The following is a 25,887-nucleotide window of genomic DNA, read 5'->3' on the forward strand; positions in this document are numbered from 1 at the left end:
AACGGGGTTGATGTGACGCGCGCGGCAAATATCCTGATGATCTGCCTTTTGACGGCCGCCTGTCAGCACACGGGCGGCCTTTCCGCATCCGGCAAACCGCGCAATGTCCCCTATGGTGTGGACGCGCGGGAAAAGGGTGTCGATGGCCTTTTGGTGGGCCACCGCCTGATGGAAGCTGGAGAATTTGAGCTGGCGATGAAGGCTTATTACCGCGCGGCCGCCGAACAGGGCATGAATGCCGACGTCCTGTCAGCCATCGGCTCTGCTGATCTGAAATTGGGTCGTCTGGGCCAAGCCGAACAAGTGTTGCGTCGCGCCATCGAGGCAGACGAGCGCAACGTGCCAGCGCTGAACAATCTGGGCTGTGTGCTGATGGAACAGGGCAAGGTCGGCGAGGCACGGCGGGTGTTTCAGCAGGCTTTCGCTCTCGACAGTGGCCAATCGGACTCCATTCGCGAAAATCTCAAGCTGGCGATAGCGCGCAGCGAAGCCTCTGTATATGATCCGGTTCAGGATGAGAAACCCGTGATGAAACTGGTGCGACGCGGGCAAGGCTCCTACGTCTTGCTGTCGCAGCTTTGACGATACGATTTTAAGACCAGACGAGACGACCGAGCAGTAGACCAAAAAGGACGCAAAATGCGCCAACCTGTTTTGCTAACGCTGTGCCTGATGGGCGCAACCGCTTTGGCTGGCTGCCAAGGCACCCGAGTGGCGCATGAAAAACGTGCGCTGAAATCGGTGAATGTGGTCGATGAGAGCAACCTCAGCGACATCATGCTGACAGTGGGCGACCCGAACGAGGCCGTGGCCTATTTCCAGAAATCCAGCAGCGAAAACCCCGACCGCATTGATCTGAAACGCGGTCTGGCAAAATCGCTGATCCGCGCCAACAAGCCCGAAGAGGCCATCGCGGTCTGGCGCGCCGTTGTCGCATCGCCGCAGGGCACCAACGATGACCGCGTCGGTCTTGCCGATGCGCAGATGCGCACCTCGGATTGGGCAGGCACCGCCGCGACGCTGAACACCATCCCCCCCACTTTTGAGACATTCGAGCGCTATCGGCTTGAAGCTATGGTCGCCGACAGTCAGAAAAACTGGAAGAAAGCCGACAGCTTCTATGACATTGCAGCAGGTCTGACCAACAAACCCTCGGGCGTTTACAACAACTGGGGCTTTTCGAAACTGACACGCGGCGACAATGCCGGGGCGGAAAAGCTGTTCCTCGAGGCGCTCACCTACGATTCGTCCAGCTTCACCGCCAAGAACAACCTGATCCTGTCGCGCGCCGCACAGCGCAAGTACGACATGCCAGTGATCGAGATGACCCAGACCGAACGCGCCCAGCTTTACTACACGTTAGGCCTCGCGGCGGTGAAACAGGGCGATACCTCGGTCGGCCGCGAATTGCTGCAACAGGCCGTCGATACCTCGCCCACCTATTTTGAGGCCGCCGAGCGCAGCCTGAAAGCCTTGGGCGGCTGAAATGATTTCACCCTACGCCGCGCTGGCCTTTCTGCCCTTCGCCTTCGCCATCACGATCTGGGTGTCGTGGAGCGATATGAAATTCATGAAGATCCCCAACCAGGCCTCTTATGCCGTGCTGGCGTTGTGGCTGGTGGTGGGCGTGCTTGTGGTGCCGTTTCAAACTTGGCTTTGGGGTTGGGCGCTGGGGCTGGCGGTGTTTGTCGCCACCTTCATCCTGTTCGCACTGCGCGCCATCGGTGCGGGCGATGCGAAATTCGCCGCCGCGATGGCGCCGATGTTCATCTACGCCGATATCCGCCTGCTTTGCGGCATCTATGCCGCCTGCTCGCTGGGGGCACTGGCCGCCCACCGCGCGCTGAAATATGTGCCCGCCTTTCGTGCCGCCACCCCCGATTGGAAAAGCTGGACGCACACGGGCTTTCCCTTTGGCACGGCACTGTCAGGGACACTAATCTTCTATCTTTTGGTCGCACTCTTGCCGCTTTTCTAGATCAAACCCTTTGTTGAACGCTTGGGCACAATCTGCCCCAAGACCAGACAAAGGTGCCGATCATGAACATGCAAGTGCCGCTGGGGGTGCAGCCCCCGCCACAACCGAAGTCGCTGGCCGAAACCGGCCTCAGCTCGGTGATGATGCGCGACATCCTGCTGAAAACCATGTTCCGCATGAACCTTGATCTGGTCTCGGACCTCTCCCGCGCCATCAGCCTGCCGGTGGTGCTGACGCAGGAACTGGTCGATGCCGCCCGCCAGCAGCGCCTGCTGGAAGCCAAAGGCACACTGAACGCCACCTCGACGAGCAATGAGATGGGCTATCAGTTGACCGATGCCGGCAAAGCCCGCGCGCTGGATGCACTGTCACAATCAGAATACTACGGCGCGCTGCCGGTGCCGCTTGCGGCTTATTCGGCGCAGATGAAGCGCCAATCGGTGCGCGACATCAAACTGACCCGGCCCGAGTTGATGAAGGGCATGGGCCATTTGATCCTGCCGCCCGATCTGATCTCTAATTTGGGCCCTGCCGTGACCTCTGGCCGATCAATCCTGATGTATGGCCCGCCCGGCAACGGCAAATCCAGTATCTCCAACGGCATCCGCGCCGCTTTGGGAGACAAGATCTACATCCCGCGCGCGATCGAATATTCCGGTCAGGTGATCACCGTTTTCGATCCAATCGTGCATTCCTCGGCCGAGGAATCGATTGACGACCCCACCGCCCTGCGCCGCACCGGCAACCGCTATGACAACCGCTATGTCTATTGCGAGCGGCCTTCGGTGATCACCGGGGGCGAATTGACGCTCGACATGCTTGATCTGAAATACAACCCCACCGCCCGCACCTATCAAGCCCCATTGCAACTGAAAGCCTCGGGGGGCATCTTCATCGTCGACGACTTGGGCCGTCAGGCAGAGCCGCCGCAAAAGCTGGTCAACCGCTGGATCGTGCCGCTGGAAGAAAGCCGCGACATTCTTGCGCTGCAATCGGGCGAAAAATTCACCGTCCCGTTCGACACTCTGGTGATCTTTTCGACCAACTTCCACCCGAATGAGATTTTCGACGGCGCGGCGCTGCGACGGATTTTCTTCAAGATCAAGATCGACGGCCCCAATCAGGAAATGTTCCTGAAAATCTTCGCTATGGTTGCAAAGAAGAAAAAGGTGCCGCTGGATGAGGCGACGTTGATCTACATGTTGAAGTCGAAATACCCCATCATTGCCAACAACTTCGCCAACTATCAGCCGACCTTCCTGATTGATCAGATGATCGCCGTCTGCGAATTTGAAGGCATCCCCTACCAAATGACCCCCGAACTGATGGATCGTGCCTGGGGCAACATGTTCGTCAAACAGGAATCGATTGCGAAATAGGATCAGATTGATCGGAAATCGGATTCAGTGTGGTGATCGTCAAAAGCGATCATGCAGCCCCTGATTCACTAACCCGATCAGTTTGATTAAAATTTGCCATCCACTGCGCTCAAATATCCCGCGGGGTTCTGGGGCGTGAAACCTCCGGTTAACACCAGCCAGCCACGCCTAAGCCGCTATTCGGCAGCGACAGCCTTCGTCTCAAACGCCCCCTCAAGCCCGCCCTTGCTGTTGAACACCTTGCGCGCACTGGTCCAGACGATCAGGCGATCAGGGTCAAACCAGGTGTCACTGACACTGCGCACGCCGTAAGAATCCTTGGTCTCAACATTCAGATGCAACGCCGGATAGCTGCAGCTTCCAACCTTGACCTCGCCAGTTTCAACCAATGTCACCGTCATGGTGAAGCGGGCGTTGCCGCCCTCGCGCAGCCATTCCGCCATCAGTTTCTTCGCCTTACCCACCGGCAAATCCTGCGGCGCTGGCAAAGACTTGGTCTTCCAGCGATAGACCGACGCCATCCCCTCAATCGAACTCTGCATCGGGTATAGCCCGAAGATTGTCTCGGAATAGGCGGTCAAGCCGCTGGCCAGATGCAGGGTCGTGTGCAGATTGTCCCCCTCACGTCTGATGTCATCCATCACATCGCCATCGGCAAACGTCACGCGCGCGGGCATCTGCCCCGGCGCAAGACATTTTGCCCCCGCAGAACCCGCAACCGACAAAGCCAAAACCGCCGCCAAAATTCGCATCATGCCCCCTAAAACAGCCGCACGCCCGATTCCGTCACCATCATATCCAAGCGCTGATCAAATTCATCAATCGGCACTTCCGCCAATTCCTGCGCGGCAAAACCAAACCCTACGGCCAGCGTCGCACGCTTTGCCCGCAGCCCCTGCAAGGTTCGGTCATAAAACCCACCGCCATAGCCCAAGCGATAGCCGCGCGCGTCGAACCCAACCAGCGGCACGATCAGCACCTCCGGCTCGATCCATGCGCCTTCGGCCGGGATCAGCGCGCCAAACGCCCCCATTTCCATCGCGCAACCGGGGGTCCATTCGCGAAACCGCAACGCCTCGCCCGCCGCCACGATCACCGGCACGCAGACAGGCCCTTGATGCGCCAGCATCGCCGCCATCGGGTCAGCCTCGGTCCGCATGGCCATATATCCTGCCAGCGGCTTGCCTCGATGCGGCGCCAACACATCCGCCAGCAACTCCGCCGCCTGCCCCTGCCCCGCCGCAAACGCGGCCTTGCGCGCCGCGAAGGCGATCTTGCGCGCTTCTGCTTTCACATCGCTCATAGCAACACCAAACTCGCCAGTCCCAGAAATGCCAAATAGCCCAAAACATCCGTCAGCGTGGTCACGAACGTGCCCGAAGCCAGCGCTGGGTCCAGATCCAGCTTATGCAGCCCCAACGGCACCAGAACCCCGCCCATCGCCGCCACCAACTGATTGGTAATCATTGCGGCCCCCAACACCAACCCCAGCTTCCAGTCGCCAAAGATCAGCGTCCCCGCCAGCCCCAACAGAAACGCCAGTGCCAAGCCGTTCAACAGCCCGCCCACCAATTCGCGCAACACCACCCGTTTGGCGTTGGCCGAGGTCAGGCTGCGTGTCGCCAGCGCCCGCACCGCCACGGCCAGCGATTGCGTGCCCGCAATCCCGCCGGTAGAAGCAACAATCGGCATCAGCGCCGCCAAAGTCACCAAACTGGCAATCGTTGATTCAAACCGTGAGATCACAAAGGCCGAAAGCGAGGCGGTGAACAGATTGACCACCAGCCACGGCAAGCGCTGCCGCGCCGTCGCCATCACGCCGTCGGACAGGCTTGAATCGTCACCCACCCCAGCCAGACGCAGCATGTCCTGCTCGTGTTCTTCGTCCAGCACGTTCATCGCATCGTCGATGGTGATCACGCCCACCAGCCGCCCGGTCGCATCCACCACCGGCGTTGAGATCAGGTGATACTGGTTGAACATATAGGCAACGTCGGCCTCGGATTCCGTCGCGGGAATGGTGCGGAAACTGTCTTCGAGAATATCCTTCAACCGCACATCGCGTCGGCTGGACAACAGACGCCCCAAGGTGACATAACCCGTTGGTTTCATACGCGGATCGGTCAGGATCACATGATAGAACTGGTCGGGCAGATGTTCGACCTCACGCAGGTAGTCAATCGCCTCGCCCACCGTCCAATGCTCGGGCGCCACCACCACCTCGCGCTGCATCAGACGGCCTGCGGATTCCTCGGGGAAGCCCATTGCCTGCTGCACCGCGACGCGGTCGGCATCCTCGAGTGCGTCCAGGATCAGGCCCTGCTGCGGCAGATCAAGGTCTTCGAGAATATCGACCACGTCATCGGTGTCGAGTTCGCGCATCGCTTCCGCCACCACTTCGCGCGGCAGCGATTCGATCACTTCTTCGCGGATCGATTCGTCGATTTCCGACAGAATCTCGCCATCGACCTCGCCCGACCACAAGGCCAGCAGCGCCCGACGGTCCGCTGCCCCGATCTGCTCCAGCAAGTCGGCAATATCAGCCGCGTGCAACGGTTCCAGCAGCTCGGCGACCCGCGCTGCATCCTCCGCCTCGACCGCGTCAAGGATCGCGGCCACACGGTCGGCGTGGACTTCATCTTCGTCCATGATTGCCAGATCTTCCGCCATGACGCACTCCTTTGCCGCTTGCTTACAGAAAGCTGTTTCAACGAAACAGGGGGCAGCCAGAAATTTACCTAAGAGGCATAAGCCTATAGTCTGGCAGGGTTTGGCAAGCGGAGTATGCGAATGACCGACATTCTTCTGGGGCAAGTGCTGTCCTTCGCCGGTGATCCCTTCGCCGAAGGACCCGATGCGGCCCGCCATGAAAGCCATGGCGCGGTGATGGTCGAGAACGGCAAGATCGCAGCCGTCGGGCCCGCCGATCAAATTCGCTCCGCCTACCCGCAGGCGAAGATCACCGATTACGGCCAATGCCTGATCTCGGCGGGCTTCATCGACGGGCATGTGCATTACCCGCAAACCGCGATCATCGCGTCGTGGGGCAAGCGACTGATCGACTGGCTGAACAGCTATACCTTCCCCGAGGAGATGCGCTTTGCCGACCGCGCATATGCGGATGAGGTGGCCAACCGCTACCTTGACCTCGCGCTGGCGCATGGCACGACATCCATGTGTTCTTACGCCACCATCCACCCGGACTCGGTCGATGCCTTCTTCACCGCCGCGCAAAGCCGAGGCCTGCGCGCCTTCGCCGGTAAAACCTGCATGGACCGCAACGCCCCCGAAGGCCTGCGCGATACCGTGCAATCGGGCTATGACGACAGCAAACGCCTGCTGCAGCGCTGGCATGGGGTAGACCGGCTCTCCTATGTCATCACGCCGCGGTTTTCGCCAACCTCGACCCCGGAACAACTCGCCGCGATGGGCCAGCTTTGGCGCGAACACCCCACCTGCCTGATGCAAACCCATCTGTCAGAGCAGGTCGATGAAATCGCCTGGGTGAAAGAGTTGTTTCCGCAGTCGCGCGACTATCTCGACACTTATGAGGCCCAAGGTCTTTTGCGCGAAGGTGCAGTTTATGGCCACGCCATCCACCTGACGGGTCGCGAGAAAGACCGCCTGATCGAAGCCGGGGCCAGCCTTGTGCATTGCCCGACCTCGAACACTTTCATCGGATCAGGCCTGTTCGACATGAGCCTTGCGCAACACCTGCGCGTCGGCCTTGCGACTGACACCGGGGGCGGATCGTCGTTTTCCATGCTGCACACCATGGCCGCCGCATATGAGATCGGCCAGTTGCGGGGCCAAGCCCTGCATCCCAGCCAGCTCTGGTGGCTGGCCACCGTCGGCTCGGCCCGCGCGCTGCACGCCGAACACCAGATCGGCAATATCGCACCGGGGATGGAGGCCGACCTGACCATTCTGGATCTCGCCTCGACCCCTGCTATCGCGCAAGCCATCAGCCGCGCCGCCGACATCTGGCAGGCGATCTTCCCCACCATCATGCTGGGCGACGACCGCGCCATCCGCGCCACCTGGATCAGCGGCCAACTGCACTGAGTAAAACAAGACGCACTTAGCCAAAAAAGGATAAGCCCTCGCAAAAGCAAGCAATAGCATGCGCAAGGCCTGTCAAGAAGAATTCGTGCTGAAGTTTGATTCAGGGAAGTAGATAGGCAATCTCGGCCCGATCGTAGATCCGCGCGCTGCCAAACGAAGGCGTAATCCGCTCAGCCTCAAGTAGTTCCAGCAAGACAGCCCATGACAAACCTGTCGAGATACCAAGCGTGCGAAAACTGATGAACCTCTCCAGAAAAGCCTGCCGGTCCGCCTCACTCAACCGAACCGCACGTTCGCGGAACTCGGGTGAATACGGCTTCGAGGTCTTCTTTTTTGATGTCTGTTCCATAACGGGCAATTCTCCGCGCGCTTTGCCCTCCGGTAAACCCGGGGCGGTTCAGTCGCTTTCGCCCTACGTTCGGGCGACACGGCTTTCCATGCTATTATTGAGTCCACAATGCAGCCGTCTGGCGTGCACCTCGCGCGGACCTTGCATCCCCATCACGAAGGTCGTGGGATAGGTCCGTCCGGGAGTAGGGGCAATCCGACCATCAGACAAATTGTGCAGCAAAGCCGACATAAGTCGAATTGCTTGCAGAAGCATCAACGAGCATAACTATGTGGCCGAATATGCATCTGCTACAAATCGGCAAGCCCGGCGCATTAGCGCCGGGTTCGCTTCTTGGTTTGCCAGAACGGCGGTTGGTCGCCCGCCATGATGCAGCCAAAGGGATCAATATAGTCTTCGATATCAGCCAGACCGTAGTCTTTAATCTGTTGCACCACAGTTGCGGCTTTTTTGTAGCCAGACGGCAGTTCGGATACATCAATCGCCCCCGCATGAAAGCGAATATCAAGCCCCGCCGTTTCCGCCTTCATCATTGCTTCGGGCGTCATCGTGCCATTCCGGCGGCGGTGTTCGGTTCGCGAGAAATTGCGCCCCGCCCCATGCGGGCTGAATCCCAATCCGTGCGAAGCATCACGGCCCTTCACCACCAGAACCGGCTCGGCCATGTTCAACGGAATCAAGGTCAGCCCCGTCGCATCGGCCGCATAATCACCCCAAGCAGGCGTTGCCCCCTTGCCGTGATAGTAAAGCCCACCCCGTTCGAACACAAAGTTATGCTCATTCCAAAACCGATCCGCCAGAGTGAACCGCGCCTTTTCCACCACGGCCTGATGCAGAGCGTTGTGGTTGGCCTTGGTCCAACGCCGGATCAGTTGCAAGGCGGCCCAATAGGCGCGACCGTCTTCGCTATCGGCCGGAATCCAGGCATTCTGCTTCAACGTATCCGGCGACAGTGTTTTGCGGTAAGCCTCGGCCACCTCCATCCCGCCATTGTAAAGCATTGCCCCCGGCCCGCGAGAGCCGTGATGCGTCACAAGCGCCGTCCGCCCAGTTTTGCGCGAACGCCCGACGAACAGAAAGTGATTGCCGTCGCCTTGCGTTCCCATATGGCTTTGCGCGACTTGCAGCATCTTGGCGCTGTTCAGGAACTTGTTTTCCCGAAACTCCATCAACAGATCCAGCGACACTGAAAACCGATTGCCATTCTCACGCCCACCTGCACCGAAATGCGTCACCGCAGTTGCTGTATCCAGCACCGCCTTAGGGTCGGCATTGCCCATGTCGCTGATCATGACCGAGCAGCAAATGTCGGCCGAATGCATCCCCGGATGGATCGCATTGCGCGCGGCGACCACGCCACCGACGGGGATCGTCCCTAAGGGCCCCGCAGGGCACGCATCGGGCATGATCGCGCCAGCCTCAATAGTCGGCGTTTGCATCAGCACGCGCATGGTTTCGGACACATCCGCAACGTTCTTCACCTCGTCTGCGTCGGTGGCCTGAATGTTGCTGTGAAAGGTCACACCCGATTGCAGGCCAAGCGTGGGCGGTGCTGGTGGCGGCAAGCGGCTGTCCAGCATCAACCGGATGGCATCGGTTTCCATACCGCGCAAACGGCCTTCATGCGCAATCGCCAACAGGCCAAAGAAATTCGGGCCGGGGCGGTGGCCCCAAGCAATCAGATCAGTTCCGGTAATCGCGTTCGTTTCGTTTTCCATCGTCATCATTTCTACTCACATTCAAGGCCCCGGCGACAAGGGTTTGGCGACACGCGTGCTTTTTCCAATAAGCTACATCTGTTGCCAGATGGCGGGATTCGAACCCGCATCCCGAGAGTGGCTGTCTGTAGTGCCGCACGGCATTCGCCGGGGGTTATGGCTGGAAAGGCAGGGTTCGAACCTGCGACGCACGGGATCAAAACCCGTTGCTCTACCATCTGAGCTACTTTCCAATGGTCCTCGGCGACAAGGGTGGAAGAGACTTTGGGACCCCGACCGCACCGTTGGTCGCCTGCAAGGAGGGGATTCGAACCCACTCAGGTTGCCCGTTTTGGTGCATGTAGTCCCTTCAGCATTCGCCAAGGTCGTTCTGGTTCCGGCGACAAGTTCGGTGAGACATGTTTGCATAAGCTACCCGTTCACACGGGGCCAAGAGTCGAACCCGGCCTCTCCGGGTTGCCCCGGCGCTTTCACCTGTAGTCCCACCAGCATTCGCCGGGGTGGTTTCAATTTTGGTCTCGACGACAAAAGTTGGATGAGACCAAACTCAGTCACCCGCTTGGCAGAGACGGCTTTTGATGGCCGAATCTGCTGCCGTGGCGCTCCCTGTAGTCCCATCGGCATTCGCCGAGGTCGATGTGTCGGAAGGACAAGCGGTTGCAAGACGGAGCCCGTCCCAAACGGGCTGGCTTTTGCCTAGATGTAGTCCCGCAGGCATTCCTTCCGCAATTGGCCTTGGCGACAAGGGTTTCGTGAAACGTCTTTTGCTCTACCCGCTGAGCTACCTGCCGTGCGGCAGAGTGGGACTCGAACCCACGACCGAAAGATTAATGTAGTTCCACTGACATTCGCCAAGCTGGTTCCGGCATTGCTGCCGAAACCAAGGCTAAAGGGGGGTCGCCTCGATTTGGCCAACCCAATGATCTGCCCCCATCTCGCCCCGAGCAAACGCGGCGATCTGGTCGAAGACCGCATCAGAGAACCCGCCGATGTTCAGCACATCTTCGCGTTCCTGCGCCTGGCTGGTGCCATAGGGCTGGATGTCGATGCAGACCAGCTTGGCGCGCGGGTTGCGTTCCTTCAGCTTGGCCCATTCCGCCATCATCCCCGTGGCCTGCGCCCCATGTGCTGCATCCACCCACGACTGGTTGTCCGACACAAAAACCACCAGATCCGGCGCGGTCTTTGCTGCGTTCAGCCACGCCAGAGGCGCCGAGCAGTTGGTTCCGCCCCCACCCAAAGCCGCCAGTTTGGCCGCATTGGTCAGCACGGTATCACGCGGTTCCAGCACGCAGGGGCGCACCGAAACCTCGAAGGGCAACACCAGCGCCGCACGATTGGCCCGCAACACCGCCGCAGAAACCAGCGCCGCCACGTCGATGCAGCGCACCGCCGACGTGGCCCCCTTGCGAAACCCCGTCACAGGTGACGACATCGACCCAGATACGTCTGGGCAAACCGCAACCAAGCCTTGCAGCGCCGGCACATTCGACACAGCCAGCTCCATCGCATCGTGCAAAGCGTCGCGCAGCGAGGGGCTTACCCTCGCCGACAGCGCCTTGAGCGTTGCCATCAACTGATACGGCAGAACCCGGGCTGCTTTCACCTTTGCAGGATCACGCAACACTTGCGCCACATGCTCGGCCACTCCGGCAACCGCAAAGGCTCCGTGGCGGTCGAACGTATTCAGGTTCTGCCGCAGCATCTGCCACGACCCTTTGCGGGCGATCTGCCCCCATTGCTCCGCCGTCAGCGGCAAATCGGTCAGCATCTGGAAAGGCACATCCGGCACTTCTGCCGTGGCACCCGCCCGAAAAGCCAGCCAGTCCTGCACCACCTGCGGCAGCGCCGCGGTATCCGCCGGTTTGCCGATAAGCCAAGCGTAAAACGCCGCCCGCGCCGCAGTTTCCGGTTTGGGGTGCACCATACGGATCACATCCGCCAGCGATGGGTCGTTTCCGACAGACGCCGCCAACAGCACCCGATCAGAGGCCGCATTCAGCCAAGCCTGCACCATCGCCTTGGGCCGAGACCCAAGCGACTTACGCCCCGTTTGCCCAGACCGAACGATCTGCACAAAGCTCCGCAGCATCCGCCCGCTGTCAACCACGCGGTTGAATACCAGTGCAAACAACGCCGGATCGCGCCGCGCCAGAACGGCAAGCAAGAAGGCTGGCGTGTCCTTCATATGCCCCTTGGAACGTACATGCAGGACGGTTTTCGCCAAAAATTCTGGCTCGACGGACTCTGCCAATGCAAGCAAACGGTTCACCTGCGGCGGTGTATCTTGGTAAAATGCATCGCCAAACGTCCCGGTCATCGCCAGTTGCGCCAAGGCATGGGCATCGCTGTAGGCGTAGGCTTTTGCCTCAGCAAGGTTGCGGGCGGTTGCGTTGGGCAGCAACCGCCCGAAGGTTGCTGCAAACACGGATTTGTTTGCCATCATCTTTATCCTTTTGTTTTCGTGAGTATTTTTTGCCGGATCTCCCTGAAAAAGAAAAGCTTTCGGTGAAAACTGCCTAAGCCTATGAATCCAAAGCGAAATCAACAGAATCGCCGAAAATCCTTTCAAAATTTTCTATCCACTGGTATCGTGCTTTATCAGTTTGGATAAGATCATGCGCAATGTCGTTATCGGTTTCCTCGGCACCCAACTGGATATGGGGAGAAATCGCGCCTGGCGGCCTTCGGTTGAACTGACCCGCCACGCCAAATTTCCGGTGGATCGCTTCGAATTGCTGCACGATCAGCGCTACGCCACTTTGGCGGGGCGCATTCAGCAGGCCATCGCTGCGGTCTCACCCGAAACCGAAGTCCGCCTCGTGCAGATGGACATGGCGAACCCTTGGGATTTCGAAGAGGTCTACGGCAAGCTGTTTGATTTCGCCAAAGATTACGGCTTTGACGAAGATCGCGAGCGGTATCATGTGCACCTGACCACCGGCACGCATGTGGCGCAAATCTGCTGGTTCTTGCTCACCGAAAGCCGCCATATCCCTGCAAAGCTTCTGCAATCCGGCCCACCGCGTGGCGACAACATGCAGTATGGCACGCTTGATATCATCGATCTTGATCTGTCGCGCTATAACGCGCTGCAACAACGCTTTGACGCGATCAATCGCGATTCTGTTTCCTTGCTCAAGGGCGGCATTGAAAGTCAGACGCCCGCGTATAACGCTTTGATTGATCGGCTGGAAATGGTGGTCACCCATTCAGATGCACCGCTGTTGCTACTTGGCGAAAATGGCACGGGCAAAAGCCGTCTTGCGCAGCAGATCTACGAGCTAAAGCTGCAACGCCGCCGCGTAAAGGGTCGCTTGGTGCAGATCAATTGCGCGACGCTGAGGGGTGCCAATGCTTTGCCCGCGCTTTTTGGTCAGCGCCGTTCTGTGACCGGCATCGCGGGCACGGAACGCGCAGGCCTCCTGCGCGAGGCCGATGGCGGCGTGCTTTTGCTGGAAGAGATCGATGAATTGGAACCCGATGCCCAGGCTTTCTTGCTGCAAGCAATTGAGACGGGGCGCTACTATCCAGTGGGTTCAGACAGTGAGGTGACCTCCCGCTTTCAGCTTATCGCTACCGCCAACACTGAATTGGGAACACTGGTTGGATCAAATCGTTTGCGCCCTGATCTGTTCACCGTTCTGAACCAATGGTGCTTCCGCATTCCGCCACTTCGCGCCCGACGTGCCGATATCGAAGCCCATCTTGCCCATTTCCGTGCCAACGCCGAACGCACGCTGGGCCATTCTGTTGGATTTAACGCCGATGCCATGGGCCGCTTTGTGCGTTTCGCCCGTGATGCGGCAACACCTTGGCGAGGGAACTTCCGTGACCTATCGGCTTCTGTGCACCGCCTTTGCACCTTGGCAGAGCGCGGCCGTGTGACCGTGGCTATGGTTGAAGAAGAAATTGAAACGCTTAACCAGCAATGGCGATCGACAGCCGCCGACGCTGATCTGGAGCTTTTGGCCGCGGTGTTACCGGCCCCCCAATCATTGGATGAGTTCGACCGCGCCCAACTCGCCGCCGTCATTCGAGCGTGTCGTGAAAGCCCTAATGTAAGCGCAGCAGGTCGCAGACTATTCGCGGCTTCGCGCCAGAACAAAATCAGCCAAAACGACGCCGATCGCTTACGCAAATACCTCGCACGTTTTGAGTTGGATTGGGCCTCGGTTCAAACACTCGGGACAAGTAATAGAGCGATCTGAAGGAAACCCGGCGAATAGTGCGCGCCAAACCGTTGGTTAGACGAAATCCCCGTAGAGCCAAATTGGGCCAGTTCCCCCTGTGACCGATGGGGCAGAGGCCACACCGCAGGCGACATGAACAATTCCCCCTGACCTGCCCTCCGGAATTTCTATCAGTCTGATGGAGAGTCTGCCCAACCTGAAGGCGCAGAGGAGTTGAGGAAAAGCCGTTTCAGTGTCAGGCGGCGAACAGGGACTGAGTTTCGGCGCCCTTGGCTACCATGCTGGCCAAAGGCCCGCCAAATTCGCCCACAATGCGGCTAAAATGGCCCCCCGACCCTACTTCTTAGGAATTTAAGGTGCCGACTCAGCGGCCAAGGCAAATATTATCGACTTATTTCCTTTTATTTCAATATTTTAAGTATGCGCATACTATTTGTTTTGTGCGCAGCCTTCTCCTTTTTCCGTCAATTACCGCGACTTGCAAATGCTTGTATTGAAGCAGTTTTTCGATTCTTCTGAAGGACGATGCAGCTCGTCTTGCGCATGCTTTCCCTTTTTCTGGCTAGCACTTGCAATCAGGCGTTTAACAACGCGCAGCATCCTTGCACCCGCGGCCTGATCGAAGCGTGCGGGGGCCGGACCCCGCAATATTCACGGCGCTATTCACGCGCCTGCCCCGCGCCTGGAGAGCGGAATGCCTAACCCTAAGCCTGTGGTTATCCAGTGTCCCATGCGCCAGGCGATGCGCGACATAGGAAGTGGCATCTGGGAAGGTGGCATCTGGGCGCAAAGCCACCTGACTGATCGGGCGATGCTGGCCAGCAGGCCAGGGAACCAATACCGCCTGCCCACGTTGACAATCGCTTCGCAAAAAGTGGGTCTCAAAAGTGCAAAGTCGAATCGCGATTGTGGGCACTGGCCCCACTGGTGTTTATGCGTTCAAGGCGTTGAGCGAGAAACTGCCCAATGCCGCATTCTCGCTCTTTGAGCGTGGCGATGAGGCTGGGGTGGGGATGCCTTACTCGGCTGAAAGTTCCAGCCGTTACATGCTGGCCAATATTGCCAGCATCGAAATTCCGCCCGTGACGACCACCTATCTGGAATGGCTGAAATCTTTGCCGGCAGATCGCTTGCACCGCTACGATCTGACACATAAAGACCTGCATGACCGCTTGTTCACGCCGCGGTTGTTGCTGGGCGAATACTTCCGTGCGCAGTTTCTGGAGTTGTGTGACCGCGCTGTCGGCCAAGGGTCAAAAGTGGTGGTTGCCGAGCAGACTTCTGTCACCGATGTGATTGTAGAGGCTGGGCAGGTTTATTTGCTGACCCACAACACCGCGACCGATGTGGAACGCCGCGAGGGGCCGTTTGACCGCATCGTGTTGGCCACCGGTCATGACTTCCCGGATGAAGACGAGGCGACGCGGAGATACTTTCCCAGCCCTTGGTCAGGCCTGATCCAGGCCGATATCCCCGCTGCGCGCGTGGGCATCATGGGAACCTCGCTGTCGTCGATTGATGCGGCGATGGCGGTGGTCAACCAGCATGGCCGCTTCCGAGCCAAGGGGGACGATCTGACGTTTCAAACCAAGGCAAGCGATCTGCACGTCACGCTGATGTCCTGGACCGGGGTTTTGCCAGAAGCCGACTTTTACTGCCCCCTGCCCTATCGGCCGCTGAAGGTGATGACTGACGAAGCCATCGCGCGCGCGGCGGCAAGCGATGCGCCGTTGGATGCGATGTTCGCGTTGTTGCAGGAGGAGGTCAGCCAGGTCGATTCAGCCTATGCCCGCAAGATCGGGCTGCAAACCTTGACGGCTGACACGTTCGAGGCGGCCTATTTCGAAACGCGGCTTGGTGCAGACCCGTTTCGCTGGGCGCGCAAGAATCTGGACGAGGTAGAGCGCAATAAGGCCAACAAAGTCACCGTGGCTTGGCGCTACGCCCTGCTGCGCATGCACGAGAAGTTCGAGGAAATCGTGCCGGAGCTGAACGAGGCCGATCGCGCGCGCTTCGACGCGGGCTTGAAGAAGGTGTTCGTCGACAACTACGCCGCCGTACCGTCAGAATCGATCCGCAGGCTGCTGGCTTTGCGGGATGCGGGCGTGTTGTCGGTGATGGGTTTGGGTGAGGATTACAAACTGGATCACACGGCCAAAGGCACGGTCATCGTGGCGCATGGCGAGACGCATAAGTTTGACGTGTTCATTGATGCGCGCGGGCAAAAGCCATTGACCAGCAAGGATATTCCTTTTCCTTCGCTGCGTGCGGCGGTGCTGAAGGCGGGTCAGGAGATACCTCAGACCGATGAACGTTTTTGCCTGACGGATGTGCCGGATTACGCCGGGCGGGTCTATCTTGCAGCACTGCCTTGGCTGATGCATGACCGCCCCTTTGTGCAGGGGATCACTGCAAGCGCCGGGATGGCGGAAATTCTGGGTGAAGCTGTGGCCGCCTGATGGCAGCGGGGCCGCCGTGTTGGTTCAGATATCTTTCTGCAATGCAGCGGAACCTAGGGCGAGCCAGCACGTTTGATTATCGCATCATTCAAAAAGGACACCGCCACCATGCTGGATCAGCCAAAGCAGACTGCCGCATTTGATATGTCTGCTGGCCGCAGCGACACGCTCGGCGCGGTGGCCGATGCAGAGGGCACCAATTTCGCGCTTTTCTCGGAACATGCGACGCGGGTTGAGCTTTGCCTTTATGATGCCTCGGGTCAGGTCGAGACGCAGCGCCTTGATTTGCCCAAGATGGAAGGCGGCATCTGGTATGGCTATCTTCCGGGTATTGCGCCGGGGCAGGCTTATGGCTACCGCGTCCATGGCCCATTCGCGCCCGAGCAAGGTCATCGCTTTAACCCGGCCAAGCTCGTGCTGGACCCCTATGCGATGGAACTGACCGGAGATCTGGTCTGGGATGATGCGCTGTTCGGCTATCCGGTGGGTGGATCGGATACCGAGTTGGACAATCGCGACTCGGCCCCTTTCATGCCGAAATGCGTGGTCGCTGACCCAAGCTTTGATTGGGATGCCGAAAAGGCGTTGAACCACGCTTGGGAAGATACGGTGATCTATGAGGCGCATGTCAAAGGCCTGACCCAATTGCATCCAGACGTGCCGGAGGCGGATCGGGGCAGCTTTGCCGGTCTGGCGAGTGATGCGGTGATCGCGCATCTGCACCGGATTGGCGCGACCGCGATTGAGTTGCTGCCAATTCACGGCTTTGTGCAGGACCGTCATCTTGTGGAAAAGGGCCTGTCAAACTATTGGGGTTACAACACGATTTCCTTCTTCGCCCCGAACCGCCCCTATCTGAAATCCGGCTACATCCGCGAAGTAAAGCAAGCGATCCGCCGCTTTCACGCCGCAGGCATCGAGGTTATTCTGGATGTGGTCTATAACCACACCGCCGAAGGCAACGAGCTTGGGCCGACCTTGTCTTTCCGCGGCATCGACAATGCCAGCTATTACCTGCTGTCGCCTGACAACCCTCAGCACGGCTTTGACACCACCGGCACCGGCAACACGCTGAACATCGCGCATCCTATGGTGCTGCGCATGGTGCTGGACAGCCTGCGCTATTGGGTCGAGGCGATGCATGTCGACGGGTTCCGCTTTGACCTGGCCTCAACCCTTGGGCGCGAGCCGTCTGGCTTTGAACGTGAAGGCGCTTTCTTTAATGCGATCCGCCAAGACCCGGTACTCTCCAAGGTGAAACTGATCGCCGAGCCGTGGGATATTGGCGAAGGCGGCTATCAAGTCGGCGGCTTCCCGTGGCCGTTCCGCGAATGGAATGACAAGGCCCGCGACGACATGCGCGCGTTTTGGCGGCGTGACAGTGGCTTGGCACCGCAACTGTCGCAACGGCTGCTCGGCTCGCCCACGCAGTTCAACCATTCCAACCGTCCGGCAACATCTTCAGTCAACTTTCTGGCCGCCCATGACGGCTTCACGCTGGCTGACACTGTGGCCTATGACGGCAAACACAATGACGCGAATGGCGAAGATGGTGCGGATGGCCATTCCAACAATCTGTCGCATAACCTAGGTGCCGAAGGCCCGACCGAGGATGCCGGCATCCTTGAGGCGCGTCGCCGCCGGGTGCGCGGGATGTTGGCCACTCTGGCGCTGTCGCAGGGTGTTCCGATGGTGCTTGCAGGCGATGAATTTGGCCAAACGCAGGGCGGCAACAACAACGCCTATTGTCAGGACAACGAGACAACCTGGCTTGGCTGGGACAAGGCAGATCAGGAGCTGATCACGGCCGTCAGCGACCTGCTGGCTTTCCGCAAAGAGACCGGGATGTCGCGCGCGGGGTTTGCACAAGGCGATGGCGCAGCAGACGGTGCGATGGTTGCCCAGTGGCTGCATCCGCGTGGCGGTGAGATGACCGATGATGACTGGCAGACAGAGGGCGCGTCCTGCGTCATGCTGCGGCTGGCGCGCCCTGAGCAAGCTGACCTGCTGATGTGCCTGAATGCCGCTGACCGGATGAGCGTTGCGCTGCCCGATGGCGAATGGATTAAGCGGATCGACACCACGCAGACACCGGTGCGTGTGGAGGAGAGGTTGTCAGGGTCGGTGGAGATCGAATGGCAGTCGGTGACGGTTTTTGAATCAGTCTGATTTTCAAGCAGTCTGACGGGTGGCGTAACTGCCCGAGATGCCCGCGTCTCTGACGCGGGCATTATTTTCATCCAGCTCAACGCGTCGAGGGCGGCAGGGGCAAGCCTTTCTGCTGCAAGTCTGGCGTGAAGGGGGGGGAGTGGTATAAAATACCAGTCTCTTAAAATATCGGCAGATTGCCGATTTTATGGCATTACCGTTCCACATTTATATTCACACAATCCAAAGCGAGGGATCTGCATAGATCATGATGAAGCCGGGGCCGCTTAAAAGAGACCCCGGCAGGATTTTATTTGTGGATCTGATCTGCTTAAAAACCGATTGGCGGATCAATCGGACGCGTTGCGCGCAGGCGGATCAGCCGTTCTTCTTCGGTTTCTTCCGAACGCCAGCCTTCGGCCTCATAACCGATGCGGCGGTCTTCCAGCGAACGGGTGGGCGTGTTGTCCAGCGCCGTCACGACCGCGTTGCGATGCTCTTCGGGGAAGCGGACACTGACAGCCACGCCACCCCGGCGAATGGCCTCGGAAAACACCGGAGTGTCCTCCTCGGACAGACCCAGATCCACAATCGCCCCAACCGCGCCACCCGCCAGCGCGCCGCCGATGGCACCCACTGCGGTGGCCGCCAGCCAGCCCGCCGCAACCACAGGCCCAACGCCGGGAATGGCAAGAAGGCCCAAACCGGCAAGCAAGCCGCCGCCGCCGCCAATCACAGCACCGATGCCCGCACCGGTAGAGGTGCCCGAAGCATCGGCTTCGGTGTTGACAGTGACGACACGCCCCGTGACGGCATCGCGCTGGATCACGCCCTGATCATAGTCGCGAAAGCATTCGTCGCCGATCAGCGACACGTCCACGCCCGGAAGGCCCAGGGCATTCACATTCGACATAGCGGCCTGTGCCGTGGTGAAATCGTCATAAATTCGGGTTGTAACAGCCATGATATTCTCCAATTCTGATGTGGTTGCCGCCTAGCCTTAGGCTTTCGGCGTGGTGACGACGTTGCCCTTGTAATCGACGGCAACCGAGACATCGGCCCCGTTCACCTTGCCGGTGCCGCGCCAAATACCCTTGTCATCCAGCGTCAGCGCCGAAACATCGGTGACATTCCATGCCACCGCGCGGTCACGCGCCTGTTCTTCGGTAAAGCTGTTGGCACCTTCAAACGGCGCGCCTTCTTCCGGGGTTTTCTGTACCCAGTTTTCCGAGCCGCACATCTCGAGGAAGGCGGCTTTGCTGATGCCGCTGGCTTCTGGGGTCATTGCGTCAACGCGGGCACGGGCGAACTCGCGCGGCGCTTCGGCATCGGTCAGATAGCCGTTTGCGTCGGTGTCCAAAGCGGTGAATTGTGCTTCGCAATCCGCCGCAGGGGTGGCCGCAGGTGCCATGGTTTCTGTCTGTGCGAAGGCGGTGCCGCCCATTGCGACAGCGAATGCCGCGCTGAGCACACTTGCTTGAAATCCACGCATGATGTTCCTCCTTGGAATGATTGGCGCAACATGAATTGCGACTGGTCAGGTGATAGGAAAACACCGCGGTGGTGATTAAGTTCCGGGCGATTTGCCTGTTATACAACCAAAGATAATATATGGCGGATTACTGCCGATCGTAATGTAGAACTTTAGCGTATGAATTGTGATCGCGCATTACTACCGCTGATCTATAATGCAAATTGGGCCGGGACATCCAGATCAATTGATCTGAATGCCACCGGCACATCAACTCTTTTGACTGAACAAACAGCCCTGCCCCCCAAGAGGGGGCAGTCTTACACACTCAGGCCAGATCGCGGATCGTCGCCTCACGCGTCCAATAGCGGTGTTTGGCGGTTTCGGGCAGTTTGCTATAATGGCCTACGCCCTCATCCGGTTCGATGCCCGCACGAGCAAGGATAACCTTTGATCCGTTGCAATGGCCGATCGCCTTCAGGTGTACGAAGGCGTCATTGACAAAGCCCACGGCCGCGGAATCCTTCGCCAGCTTTTCGGCCACTTCAGGCGCGAGGATCATCGCAATCGCGTCAAACAGCAGCGAGGGCGAACCTGCCAACTGGCCGTCGGCCTTCATCTCACCACCTTTCAGCTTCAGCATCCCAACCTTGGGCGCCACAGTGAAGACGCTACCGCCCTCGGCTTTGATCGCAGCAATCAGCTTATCAATCTCGGCCTTGTCCGAGCCTTCGCCAAACAGCAGACCGATCTTGCGACCTTGCAGCGTCGGCTTCCAGTTTTTCTGGATCGACAGCGCATCGGATGGGGCAAGTTCAATGGGCGCGCGGAACGGTTTCGCCGCTGGCGGCAATTCCATGCCAATGCCATCAGCCACCCGCTGCGCAAGCCCTGGATCAACGTTTTGCAAATTGGCAAGCACACGGGTGCGAATGTGTTCCAATTCCACTTTCGACAACTCGAACACAAAAGCCGAAGCGATATGCGCTTGCTCGTTCTCGGTTTGGGAATGCCAGAACATTCGCGGTTGGCTGTAGTGATCGCCAAAGGTTTCCGCGCGGATGCGCAATTTTTCGCCGGCCACCTCCTGCGTGGCGGTCATGAACCCAGTGGCACTGGCGCGCGGGCCGGGGTCTTCGCCAGCAAGGTCAAGACTGTTCGGCTCATAATTCGCCCGCCCCTTCGGCACGGCGGTCTGCATCAGACCATCGCGCATCATATTGGCATAGGGGCATTTCGGCGCGTTGATCGGGATCTGGTGGAAATTGGTCGTCCCCAGCCGCGATTTCTGTGTGTCGAGATAGGAAAACAGCCGCCCTTGCAGCAGCGGATCGTCGGAAAAGTCGATGCCCGGCACGATGTTAGAAGGCAGGAATGCCGCCTGCTCATTCTCGGCAAAGTGGTTGTCGGGGTTGCGGTCCAGCACCATGCGGCCAATCACCCGCAGTGGAACGGTTTCTTCGGGGATGATCTTGGTGGGGTCAAGCACGTCATAGGGCAAGCTGTCGGCCAGCGCCTGATCAAACACTTGCACGGCGAAATCCCATTCCGGGAAATCACCTGCGGCAATCGCCTCGTGCAGGTCGCGGCGGTGATAGTCGTTGTCTGCGCCCTGCAGCTTGGCGCTTTCATCCCAGACCAGCGATTGCGTGCCCAGACGCGGGCGCCAGTGGAATTTGACAAAGCTGGCGTCACCTTCGGCATTCACCAGTTTGAACGTATGCACCCCAAAGCCCTCCATCATCCGCAGCGAGCGTGGGATGGCGCGGTCCGACATCGCCCACATCACGGTATGCATGGTTTCGGGCATCAGCGAGACGAAATCCCAGAACGTATCATGCGCCGAACCGGCTTGGGGATAGCCCTTGTCTGCCTCCATCTTGACAGAGTGGATCAGGTCGGGAAACTTGATAGCGTCTTGGATGAAGAACACCGGAATGTTGTTGCCGACCAGATCCCAGTTGCCTTCCTCGGTGTAGAATTTAACCGCAAAGCCCCGCACGTCGCGCGGCGTGTCAACCGACCCTGCCCCACCAGCCACAGTGGAAAACCGCGCAAACAGCGGTATTTTCTTGCCCTTTTCCGCAAACAATGCGGCACGGCTCAACTCCGGGATCGGATCGGTGCATTCAAAATAGCCATGTGCCGCCGAGCCACGCGCATGCACGATACGCTCGGGAATTCGTTCATGGTCAAAATGAAAAATCTTCTCACGCAGGATGAAATCTTCCAACAGCGTCGGGCCGCGCTGGCCAGCACGCAAGCTGTTCTGGTTGTCGGAAATTGGCATGCCGCTGTTGGTGGTCATCACCGCACCGCCACGCTGCTGTGGCTCTCCCGCATTGCCGGTGTCGGATTTATAGCTGTCTGATTTCTGGGGGGATCGTGCCATCTGTGCTGCCTTTTCCATGGTTGCAAATCCGAATGCCCCCGCGAAACGCTCTCCGAAGGCGCATAGAAAGCCCCCTCGAGGCGCGATCACAGGACGGCTCATCTGGCAACGATGTGCGGGCCAAATGGTTCCGACGCCGTGCATTACCGTGGCGTCAACCCACGGCTGATATTGGGCGATGCAGCAACGTCGCCTTGATTGGGCAAAGCACGATTGGTCTCAGGGCTGATCAACCGCCAAGAGATGACCTGATCTGCTTCATGCGTTCACCTGACAGAAAATCGGACGAACAGCCTTGCCCCAGTTGCGTAAATCAGCGCGCCGCTGGTATGTCCCCATCGATGTTCCTCAGAATATCGACAATCGCCTCGATAGAGAAAACCTCCAAGCCCTCTCTGCCAATCGGCAGTTCCGGGGCGATCCGCGCGACAATGTCCTGCAGTCCTCGACCCAAGCTTTCGGTGGCCAGCTGCCTTTTCTGAATTGCCCAGATCGACACAATGATCTCAATCGAAAACACCAAGCGCAGCGCGCCGAGCATGCGTTCAAAATCAGCGACGGAATGCAGCGCATGGCCTGCGGTATCCTCGACCCCATCGGCAATCTGACCAACAGACAAAAGCACCGATGGCGCAGCCCAGATCTTGATCGAGGTGATCAGCGATGCCGCCAGATGGCCAAGGTTAAGGAACTGAACGCCGCCCAACGGGCTGTTCGGATCAGAAAATCCGGTGGGCAGGCCGGAAAACTCGGTCCATTGCTGTTTGTGCAGCCGCTCGCCAGAAATATCTGCGGCCTTCGCAAAGGCCTGCCGCAACCCATCAATCGCCAAGGTCATCCGGGTGGAGTCCATATTGCCATGCGAGCGCACCGAGCGGTCGTCATGATCAACGATGGGGTTGTCGGTGACAGAGTTTAGTTCTTCATTCCAGACCTGAATTGCCCGTTCCAGCAACTCGTCCAAAGCGCCGTGGATTTGTGACGCGCAACGGAAGCTGAGCGGGTCTTGGATGCGGCGTGCAGCCCCATCTTGCCAAAGCTGGCTGCCTTGCAGCAGGTCGCGCAGATGCGCGCTGACACTGGCCTGCCCGCCGCGTTGATGGGCTTGGTTGACCTTTGCGCTTATGGCGTTGAGGTTGCCGCGAAATCCTTCCAGTGACAGGGCAAGCGAAAGATTAGCCAGCCGCATGATGGCTTGTGCCTCAATCAATGCATCGGCCCCGGTGGCCAGCGTGACGGCATTCGTGTTGATCAGCGACAGGGTTTCTTTCGGGCCCGGAATCCCGCGTGCCAAGGCTTCGGGCTGGCTTTGCAGCCAGTCGGCAATCTGTGCCATCGGGATCAGATCCGCCGCGCCCACCGTGCCATAAGACGACACTTGCGGCATCTCGGCGGTGTTGATCTGGCGCACAACCAGATGCACCAACGGGGCGGATACGCCCGACAAACCAAGCGAGAATTCATTCGCTAGAATGATCAGCGCGGCCCGCACACGATGTTCGGGCAGAACGGCACCCCCCATATGGGTGGAATGCGCGCGCGCAAGGCGGCGGTTGTAATCCCGCATGCCTTCGGGTGCTACGGCAAACTCTTTTTGTGAACCAACGCCAGTGGTGATGCCGTAGCCTTTGACGCCACTGGACACGATGTCTTCAACCACACTGCGGCCTTGGCGGATGCGCAAATCGGCATCATCGGCAAGGGCTACCGGATAGGCGCGATGCGCGGCGGCAACAAGCTGCGCGCAGGTTAAGCTGACACCATCTAGGATAAGCGGTTCGGCATGGGCGGTCTGGGTCATAAGGTCAGTGGTCCAAATCATGAAAAGGCCGCCACAATGCGGCGGCCTTGCGTTTCAGGGTGGCTTTGCCATCGGAATGGCGCAGCTAAGGCTTAGGCGGCAACAGCACGACCATAAAAACCGATCTGCTCTTTGGCGGTCATTATAACGCCGGGGCGATCAAAGAATGCGAAGATTGCGACTATGCGCTCTGTCGGTCCCTGCACTTGCACAACGCGGTGCAGCGTGTTGACGCCGCGGAATACATTCAGCGCGCCGGGGTGCAGTTTTACCTTTTTCACATCCGGGTCTTCGCCACGCAGCAGCGCCGCAACGCCGTCATAATTAGGGTCTTCGGCACTGCGCAGATTGGAGCGGTATTCCAACTCGCCGCCCTGCTCGGGCGATTGCAGCAGGATGGTGGTGGTGAATTCCGAACGATCAAAATGCCAGTTCAATGCCTCGCCCGCGCGGCTGGCCTGCACGTTCACCCGCGCCATCGGATCATCCATGCGGTACAGCGCGTCTTTGCCCATGGTCTCGGCAAGAAAACGGGCAAAGGGCGGCCATTCGTAAAGGTCGATCACCGGATTACCAACAAGCTGATCTGCGGTCAGCGTATGGTTGACGGTTTCCACCTTGGCCAAAGCCGGATGATCTTCGGCCAGGCCTTCAACCGTATCGCGGAAGTAGATGTTGTGCTTGCGCGCATGACGGAACGAGGCCGTCGCCATCGCAGGCTTGGTGGCTTCGGCCGCAGCTTTGGTCACCTCAGCGCGCATGAAACCGGGCAAATCAAACATGCCATCGGCGGCCAAACGGGCCCTGCAGTTTGCGACAAGCGCTGCGTATTCAGGGCTGTCGGGGCGGTCGATCGGATAGGTGTCAAGATCAAGAAGGTGGTTCATCGGGCATCCTCCGCTATTTCATGCAGCAAGTGTCACCTGCCAAAATACGATGCACAACCGCCTGAAATATTAGCGAAGTTTAGAATAACTTAGCCAAGCACTGGCCCAGCGGATAGCCAGTTGGCCAAGGCCAGCAAATGCCGCTTGCGAGACTTCGCACGTGGATAGGCCAAACAATAGGGATACCCCAAGGCAATGCTGATCTCCGAAAGCGCCACCAGCCTGCCAGAGGCAAGATCATCCAGCGCCATCATGCGCTGCCCCAAAGCCACGCCCAGACCTTCCCGCGCCAGATCCAGCACAAGGCTTGAACGCCCAATCTGAAATCCCTTGGAATCCGATGGCGGCTTCAGTCCCGCCTTCACGAACCAGCCGTGCCAAGTTGGATGCGAGCCGAAATTGCTGCCCCAACTGGTGTGCAACAGATCGTCTTCAGGCACAGCTGCCATACCCATCGCCGCCGGATTGCGCGCCAGGTAAGCCGGGCTACACAACGGCAAGACCACGTCTTGCTCTAGCAGAACGATCCCGTGTTCTGGGTATTGAACGGGGTCATAACCCAAGCGCAAGTCGATGTTATGGCGCGAGAAATCAGCCGGGTCAGGCTCTACCCGCAACTCAAACCGAAAGTCGGGATGCGCGTGGGAATAACTCGCAAGGCGCGAGATCAGCCATTTCTCGGCTACAGATTCGATGGTGCTGATCACCAGCCGCGAGCGCGAGCGATCTGAAACAAGTTGCTCGGTGGAATCCGAGATCATCTGCAATGCCGCAGCAGTGCCTTCCCGGATGGCATGGCCCGCGTCCGTCAGCACCACGCGGTTGTTCATTCGCATGAACATCTGCTTGCCGAGATAATCCTCCAGTTTGCGGATCTGCTGGCTGATCGCCGCCGCCGAAACGCCAAGCTCCTCTGCCGCAGCAACATAGCTGCCCGTCCGTGCCGCCGCTTCAAAGGCGCGCAGGGCGTTCAGCGGAGGCAGGGTCAGGGGCATCGGCGCTTTCTCGGGCTGGGGCGTGCCAAGCCTATCAGTTTTCCGCCCCCTG

The 25,887-nt window shown here is 58.9% G+C and carries 20 protein-coding genes and 1 tRNA gene; 8 read left to right on the plus strand and 13 right to left on the minus strand.

Features of this window, described 5'->3' with window-relative positions; all coding sequences use genetic code 11:
- Positions 1 to 12 precede the first annotated feature (12 nt).
- The 4 genes from ACFOGH_RS08825 to ACFOGH_RS08840 all read left to right on the plus strand — a co-directional run bounded on the left by ACFOGH_RS08825 (position 13) and on the right by ACFOGH_RS08840 (position 3,357).
- A complete protein-coding gene (locus ACFOGH_RS08825) occupies positions 13 to 582 on the plus strand; it encodes a tetratricopeptide repeat protein (RefSeq protein WP_380072701.1) in 570 nt (189 codons plus the stop codon).
- Between the two features lie 57 nt (positions 583 to 639).
- Positions 640 to 1,485 carry a tetratricopeptide repeat protein gene (locus ACFOGH_RS08830; RefSeq protein WP_380072702.1) on the plus strand — a complete coding sequence of 282 codons (846 nt, stop codon included), beginning with the start codon at positions 640 to 642 and terminating at the stop codon, positions 1,483 to 1,485.
- Between the two features lies 1 nt (position 1,486).
- On the plus strand, positions 1,487 to 1,978 hold the full coding sequence (locus ACFOGH_RS08835) for a prepilin peptidase (protein ID WP_380072703.1): 492 nt from the start codon (positions 1,487 to 1,489) through the stop codon (positions 1,976 to 1,978).
- 62 nt (positions 1,979 to 2,040) lie between these two features.
- Positions 2,041 to 3,357, plus strand: a complete 1,317-nt coding sequence (locus ACFOGH_RS08840) for an ATPase (RefSeq protein WP_380072704.1) — start codon at positions 2,041 to 2,043, stop codon at positions 3,355 to 3,357.
- A 176-nt stretch (positions 3,358 to 3,533) separates the two neighbouring features.
- Here ACFOGH_RS08840 and ACFOGH_RS08845 read toward each other — a convergent pair whose 3' ends face one another.
- From ACFOGH_RS08845 to mgtE, 3 genes are read right to left on the minus strand one after another with little or no spacing between them, the layout of a single operon-like run.
- On the minus strand, positions 3,534 to 4,112 hold the full coding sequence (locus ACFOGH_RS08845; RefSeq protein ID WP_380072705.1) for a hypothetical protein: 579 nt from the start codon (positions 4,110 to 4,112) through the stop codon (positions 3,534 to 3,536).
- A gap of 5 nt (positions 4,113 to 4,117) precedes the next feature.
- Positions 4,118 to 4,660 carry a 5-formyltetrahydrofolate cyclo-ligase gene (locus ACFOGH_RS08850; RefSeq protein ID WP_380072706.1) on the minus strand — a complete coding sequence of 181 codons (543 nt, stop codon included), beginning with the start codon at positions 4,658 to 4,660 and terminating at the stop codon, positions 4,118 to 4,120.
- Complete coding sequence (mgtE, locus tag ACFOGH_RS08855) at positions 4,657 to 6,006, minus strand: magnesium transporter (RefSeq protein ID WP_380073984.1); 1,350 nt, start codon at positions 6,004 to 6,006, stop codon at positions 4,657 to 4,659. The genes ACFOGH_RS08850 and mgtE overlap by 4 nt, the downstream gene beginning before the upstream one ends.
- 141 nt (positions 6,007 to 6,147) lie before the next feature.
- On the opposite strand from mgtE, the gene guaD reads away from it, so the two are divergent.
- Positions 6,148 to 7,422: a guanine deaminase gene (gene guaD, locus ACFOGH_RS08860; RefSeq protein WP_380072707.1), complete on the plus strand. Its 1,275-nt coding sequence runs from the start codon at positions 6,148 to 6,150 to the stop codon at positions 7,420 to 7,422.
- Positions 7,423 to 7,522: 100 nt separating this feature from the next.
- Here the strand turns inward: guaD and ACFOGH_RS08865 are convergent, their stop codons facing one another.
- From ACFOGH_RS08865 to ACFOGH_RS08880, 4 genes are all read right to left on the minus strand, one after another.
- On the minus strand, positions 7,523 to 7,771 hold the full coding sequence (locus ACFOGH_RS08865; protein ID WP_380072708.1) for a hypothetical protein: 249 nt from the start codon (positions 7,769 to 7,771) through the stop codon (positions 7,523 to 7,525).
- 314 nt (positions 7,772 to 8,085) lie between these two features.
- Positions 8,086 to 9,489, minus strand: coding sequence for an RtcB family protein (locus ACFOGH_RS08870; RefSeq protein WP_380072709.1), 1,404 nt, complete (start codon positions 9,487 to 9,489; stop codon positions 8,086 to 8,088).
- Positions 9,490 to 9,646: 157 nt separating this feature from the next.
- Positions 9,647 to 9,722: transfer RNA gene (locus ACFOGH_RS08875), tRNA-Gln, on the minus strand.
- Between the two features lie 653 nt (positions 9,723 to 10,375).
- Complete coding sequence (locus ACFOGH_RS08880; protein WP_380072710.1) at positions 10,376 to 11,932, minus strand: vWA domain-containing protein; 1,557 nt, start codon at positions 11,930 to 11,932, stop codon at positions 10,376 to 10,378.
- Positions 11,933 to 12,107: 175 nt separating this feature from the next.
- Between ACFOGH_RS08880 and ACFOGH_RS08885 the strand changes: the two genes are divergently transcribed.
- From ACFOGH_RS08885 to glgX, 3 genes are all read left to right on the plus strand, one after another.
- Entirely contained in the window at positions 12,108 to 13,700 is a 1,593-nt protein-coding gene (locus ACFOGH_RS08885) for an RNA repair transcriptional activator RtcR family protein (protein ID WP_380072711.1), read from the plus strand.
- Positions 13,701 to 14,569: 869 nt separating this feature from the next.
- Positions 14,570 to 16,141 carry an FAD/NAD(P)-binding protein gene (locus ACFOGH_RS08890; RefSeq protein WP_380072712.1) on the plus strand — a complete coding sequence of 524 codons (1,572 nt, stop codon included), beginning with the start codon at positions 14,570 to 14,572 and terminating at the stop codon, positions 16,139 to 16,141.
- A 108-nt stretch (positions 16,142 to 16,249) separates the two neighbouring features.
- Positions 16,250 to 18,310, plus strand: a complete 2,061-nt coding sequence (glgX, locus tag ACFOGH_RS08895) for a glycogen debranching protein GlgX (RefSeq protein ID WP_380072713.1) — start codon at positions 16,250 to 16,252, stop codon at positions 18,308 to 18,310.
- A 310-nt stretch (positions 18,311 to 18,620) separates the two neighbouring features.
- Here glgX and ACFOGH_RS08900 read toward each other — a convergent pair whose 3' ends face one another.
- The 6 genes from ACFOGH_RS08900 to ACFOGH_RS08925 all read right to left on the minus strand — a co-directional run bounded on the left by ACFOGH_RS08900 (position 18,621) and on the right by ACFOGH_RS08925 (position 25,835).
- Positions 18,621 to 19,253, minus strand: coding sequence for a hypothetical protein (locus ACFOGH_RS08900; RefSeq protein ID WP_380072714.1), 633 nt, complete (start codon positions 19,251 to 19,253; stop codon positions 18,621 to 18,623).
- Positions 19,254 to 19,289: 36 nt separating this feature from the next.
- Positions 19,290 to 19,781: a hypothetical protein gene (locus ACFOGH_RS08905; protein WP_380072715.1), complete on the minus strand. Its 492-nt coding sequence runs from the start codon at positions 19,779 to 19,781 to the stop codon at positions 19,290 to 19,292.
- Positions 19,782 to 20,088: 307 nt separating this feature from the next.
- Positions 20,089 to 22,170: a catalase gene (locus tag ACFOGH_RS08910; protein ID WP_380072716.1), complete on the minus strand. Its 2,082-nt coding sequence runs from the start codon at positions 22,168 to 22,170 to the stop codon at positions 20,089 to 20,091.
- A 295-nt stretch (positions 22,171 to 22,465) separates the two neighbouring features.
- Positions 22,466 to 23,974, minus strand: coding sequence for an aromatic amino acid lyase (locus tag ACFOGH_RS08915; RefSeq protein WP_380072717.1), 1,509 nt, complete (start codon positions 23,972 to 23,974; stop codon positions 22,466 to 22,468).
- Positions 23,975 to 24,045: 71 nt separating this feature from the next.
- Positions 24,046 to 24,840: a HalD/BesD family halogenase gene (locus ACFOGH_RS08920; protein ID WP_380072718.1), complete on the minus strand. Its 795-nt coding sequence runs from the start codon at positions 24,838 to 24,840 to the stop codon at positions 24,046 to 24,048.
- Between the two features lie 89 nt (positions 24,841 to 24,929).
- Positions 24,930 to 25,835, minus strand: a complete 906-nt coding sequence (locus ACFOGH_RS08925) for a LysR substrate-binding domain-containing protein (protein ID WP_380072719.1) — start codon at positions 25,833 to 25,835, stop codon at positions 24,930 to 24,932.
- Between the last annotated feature and the right edge of the window lie 52 nt (positions 25,836 to 25,887).

This window comes from Cypionkella sinensis, assembly GCF_042646385.1.
Lineage (GTDB): Bacteria > Pseudomonadota > Alphaproteobacteria > Rhodobacterales > Rhodobacteraceae > Cypionkella > Cypionkella sinensis.

What these genes read in the sequence shown, in the direction of transcription:
- ACFOGH_RS08870 (WP_380072709.1), bottom strand. Translation starts at nt 9,489, where the DNA reads ATGGAAAACGAAACGAACGCGATTACCGGAACTGATCTGATTGCTTGG.
- ACFOGH_RS08845 (WP_380072705.1), bottom strand. Translation starts at nt 4,112, where the DNA reads ATGATGCGAATTTTGGCGGCGGTTTTGGCTTTGTCGGTTGCGGGTTCT.
- ACFOGH_RS08905 (WP_380072715.1), bottom strand. Translation starts at nt 19,781, where the DNA reads ATGCGTGGATTTCAAGCAAGTGTGCTCAGCGCGGCATTCGCTGTCGCA.
- ACFOGH_RS08915 (WP_380072717.1), bottom strand. Translation starts at nt 23,974, where the DNA reads ATGATTTGGACCACTGACCTTATGACCCAGACCGCCCATGCCGAACCG.
- ACFOGH_RS08910 (WP_380072716.1), bottom strand. Translation starts at nt 22,170, where the DNA reads ATGGAAAAGGCAGCACAGATGGCACGATCCCCCCAGAAATCAGACAGC.
- guaD (WP_380072707.1), top strand. Translation starts at nt 6,148, where the DNA reads ATGACCGACATTCTTCTGGGGCAAGTGCTGTCCTTCGCCGGTGATCCC.
- ACFOGH_RS08885 (WP_380072711.1), top strand. Translation starts at nt 12,108, where the DNA reads ATGCGCAATGTCGTTATCGGTTTCCTCGGCACCCAACTGGATATGGGG.
- ACFOGH_RS08830 (WP_380072702.1), top strand. Translation starts at nt 640, where the DNA reads ATGCGCCAACCTGTTTTGCTAACGCTGTGCCTGATGGGCGCAACCGCT.
- mgtE (WP_380073984.1), bottom strand. Translation starts at nt 6,006, where the DNA reads ATGGACGAAGATGAAGTCCACGCCGACCGTGTGGCCGCGATCCTTGAC.
- ACFOGH_RS08865 (WP_380072708.1), bottom strand. Translation starts at nt 7,771, where the DNA reads ATGGAACAGACATCAAAAAAGAAGACCTCGAAGCCGTATTCACCCGAG.
- ACFOGH_RS08900 (WP_380072714.1), bottom strand. Translation starts at nt 19,253, where the DNA reads ATGGCTGTTACAACCCGAATTTATGACGATTTCACCACGGCACAGGCC.
- ACFOGH_RS08835 (WP_380072703.1), top strand. Translation starts at nt 1,487, where the DNA reads ATGATTTCACCCTACGCCGCGCTGGCCTTTCTGCCCTTCGCCTTCGCC.
- ACFOGH_RS08920 (WP_380072718.1), bottom strand. Translation starts at nt 24,840, where the DNA reads ATGAACCACCTTCTTGATCTTGACACCTATCCGATCGACCGCCCCGAC.
- glgX (WP_380072713.1), top strand. Translation starts at nt 16,250, where the DNA reads ATGCTGGATCAGCCAAAGCAGACTGCCGCATTTGATATGTCTGCTGGC.
- ACFOGH_RS08925 (WP_380072719.1), bottom strand. Translation starts at nt 25,835, where the DNA reads ATGCCCCTGACCCTGCCTCCGCTGAACGCCCTGCGCGCCTTTGAAGCG.
- ACFOGH_RS08850 (WP_380072706.1), bottom strand. Translation starts at nt 4,660, where the DNA reads ATGAGCGATGTGAAAGCAGAAGCGCGCAAGATCGCCTTCGCGGCGCGC.
- ACFOGH_RS08880 (WP_380072710.1), bottom strand. Translation starts at nt 11,932, where the DNA reads ATGGCAAACAAATCCGTGTTTGCAGCAACCTTCGGGCGGTTGCTGCCC.
- ACFOGH_RS08840 (WP_380072704.1), top strand. Translation starts at nt 2,041, where the DNA reads ATGAACATGCAAGTGCCGCTGGGGGTGCAGCCCCCGCCACAACCGAAG.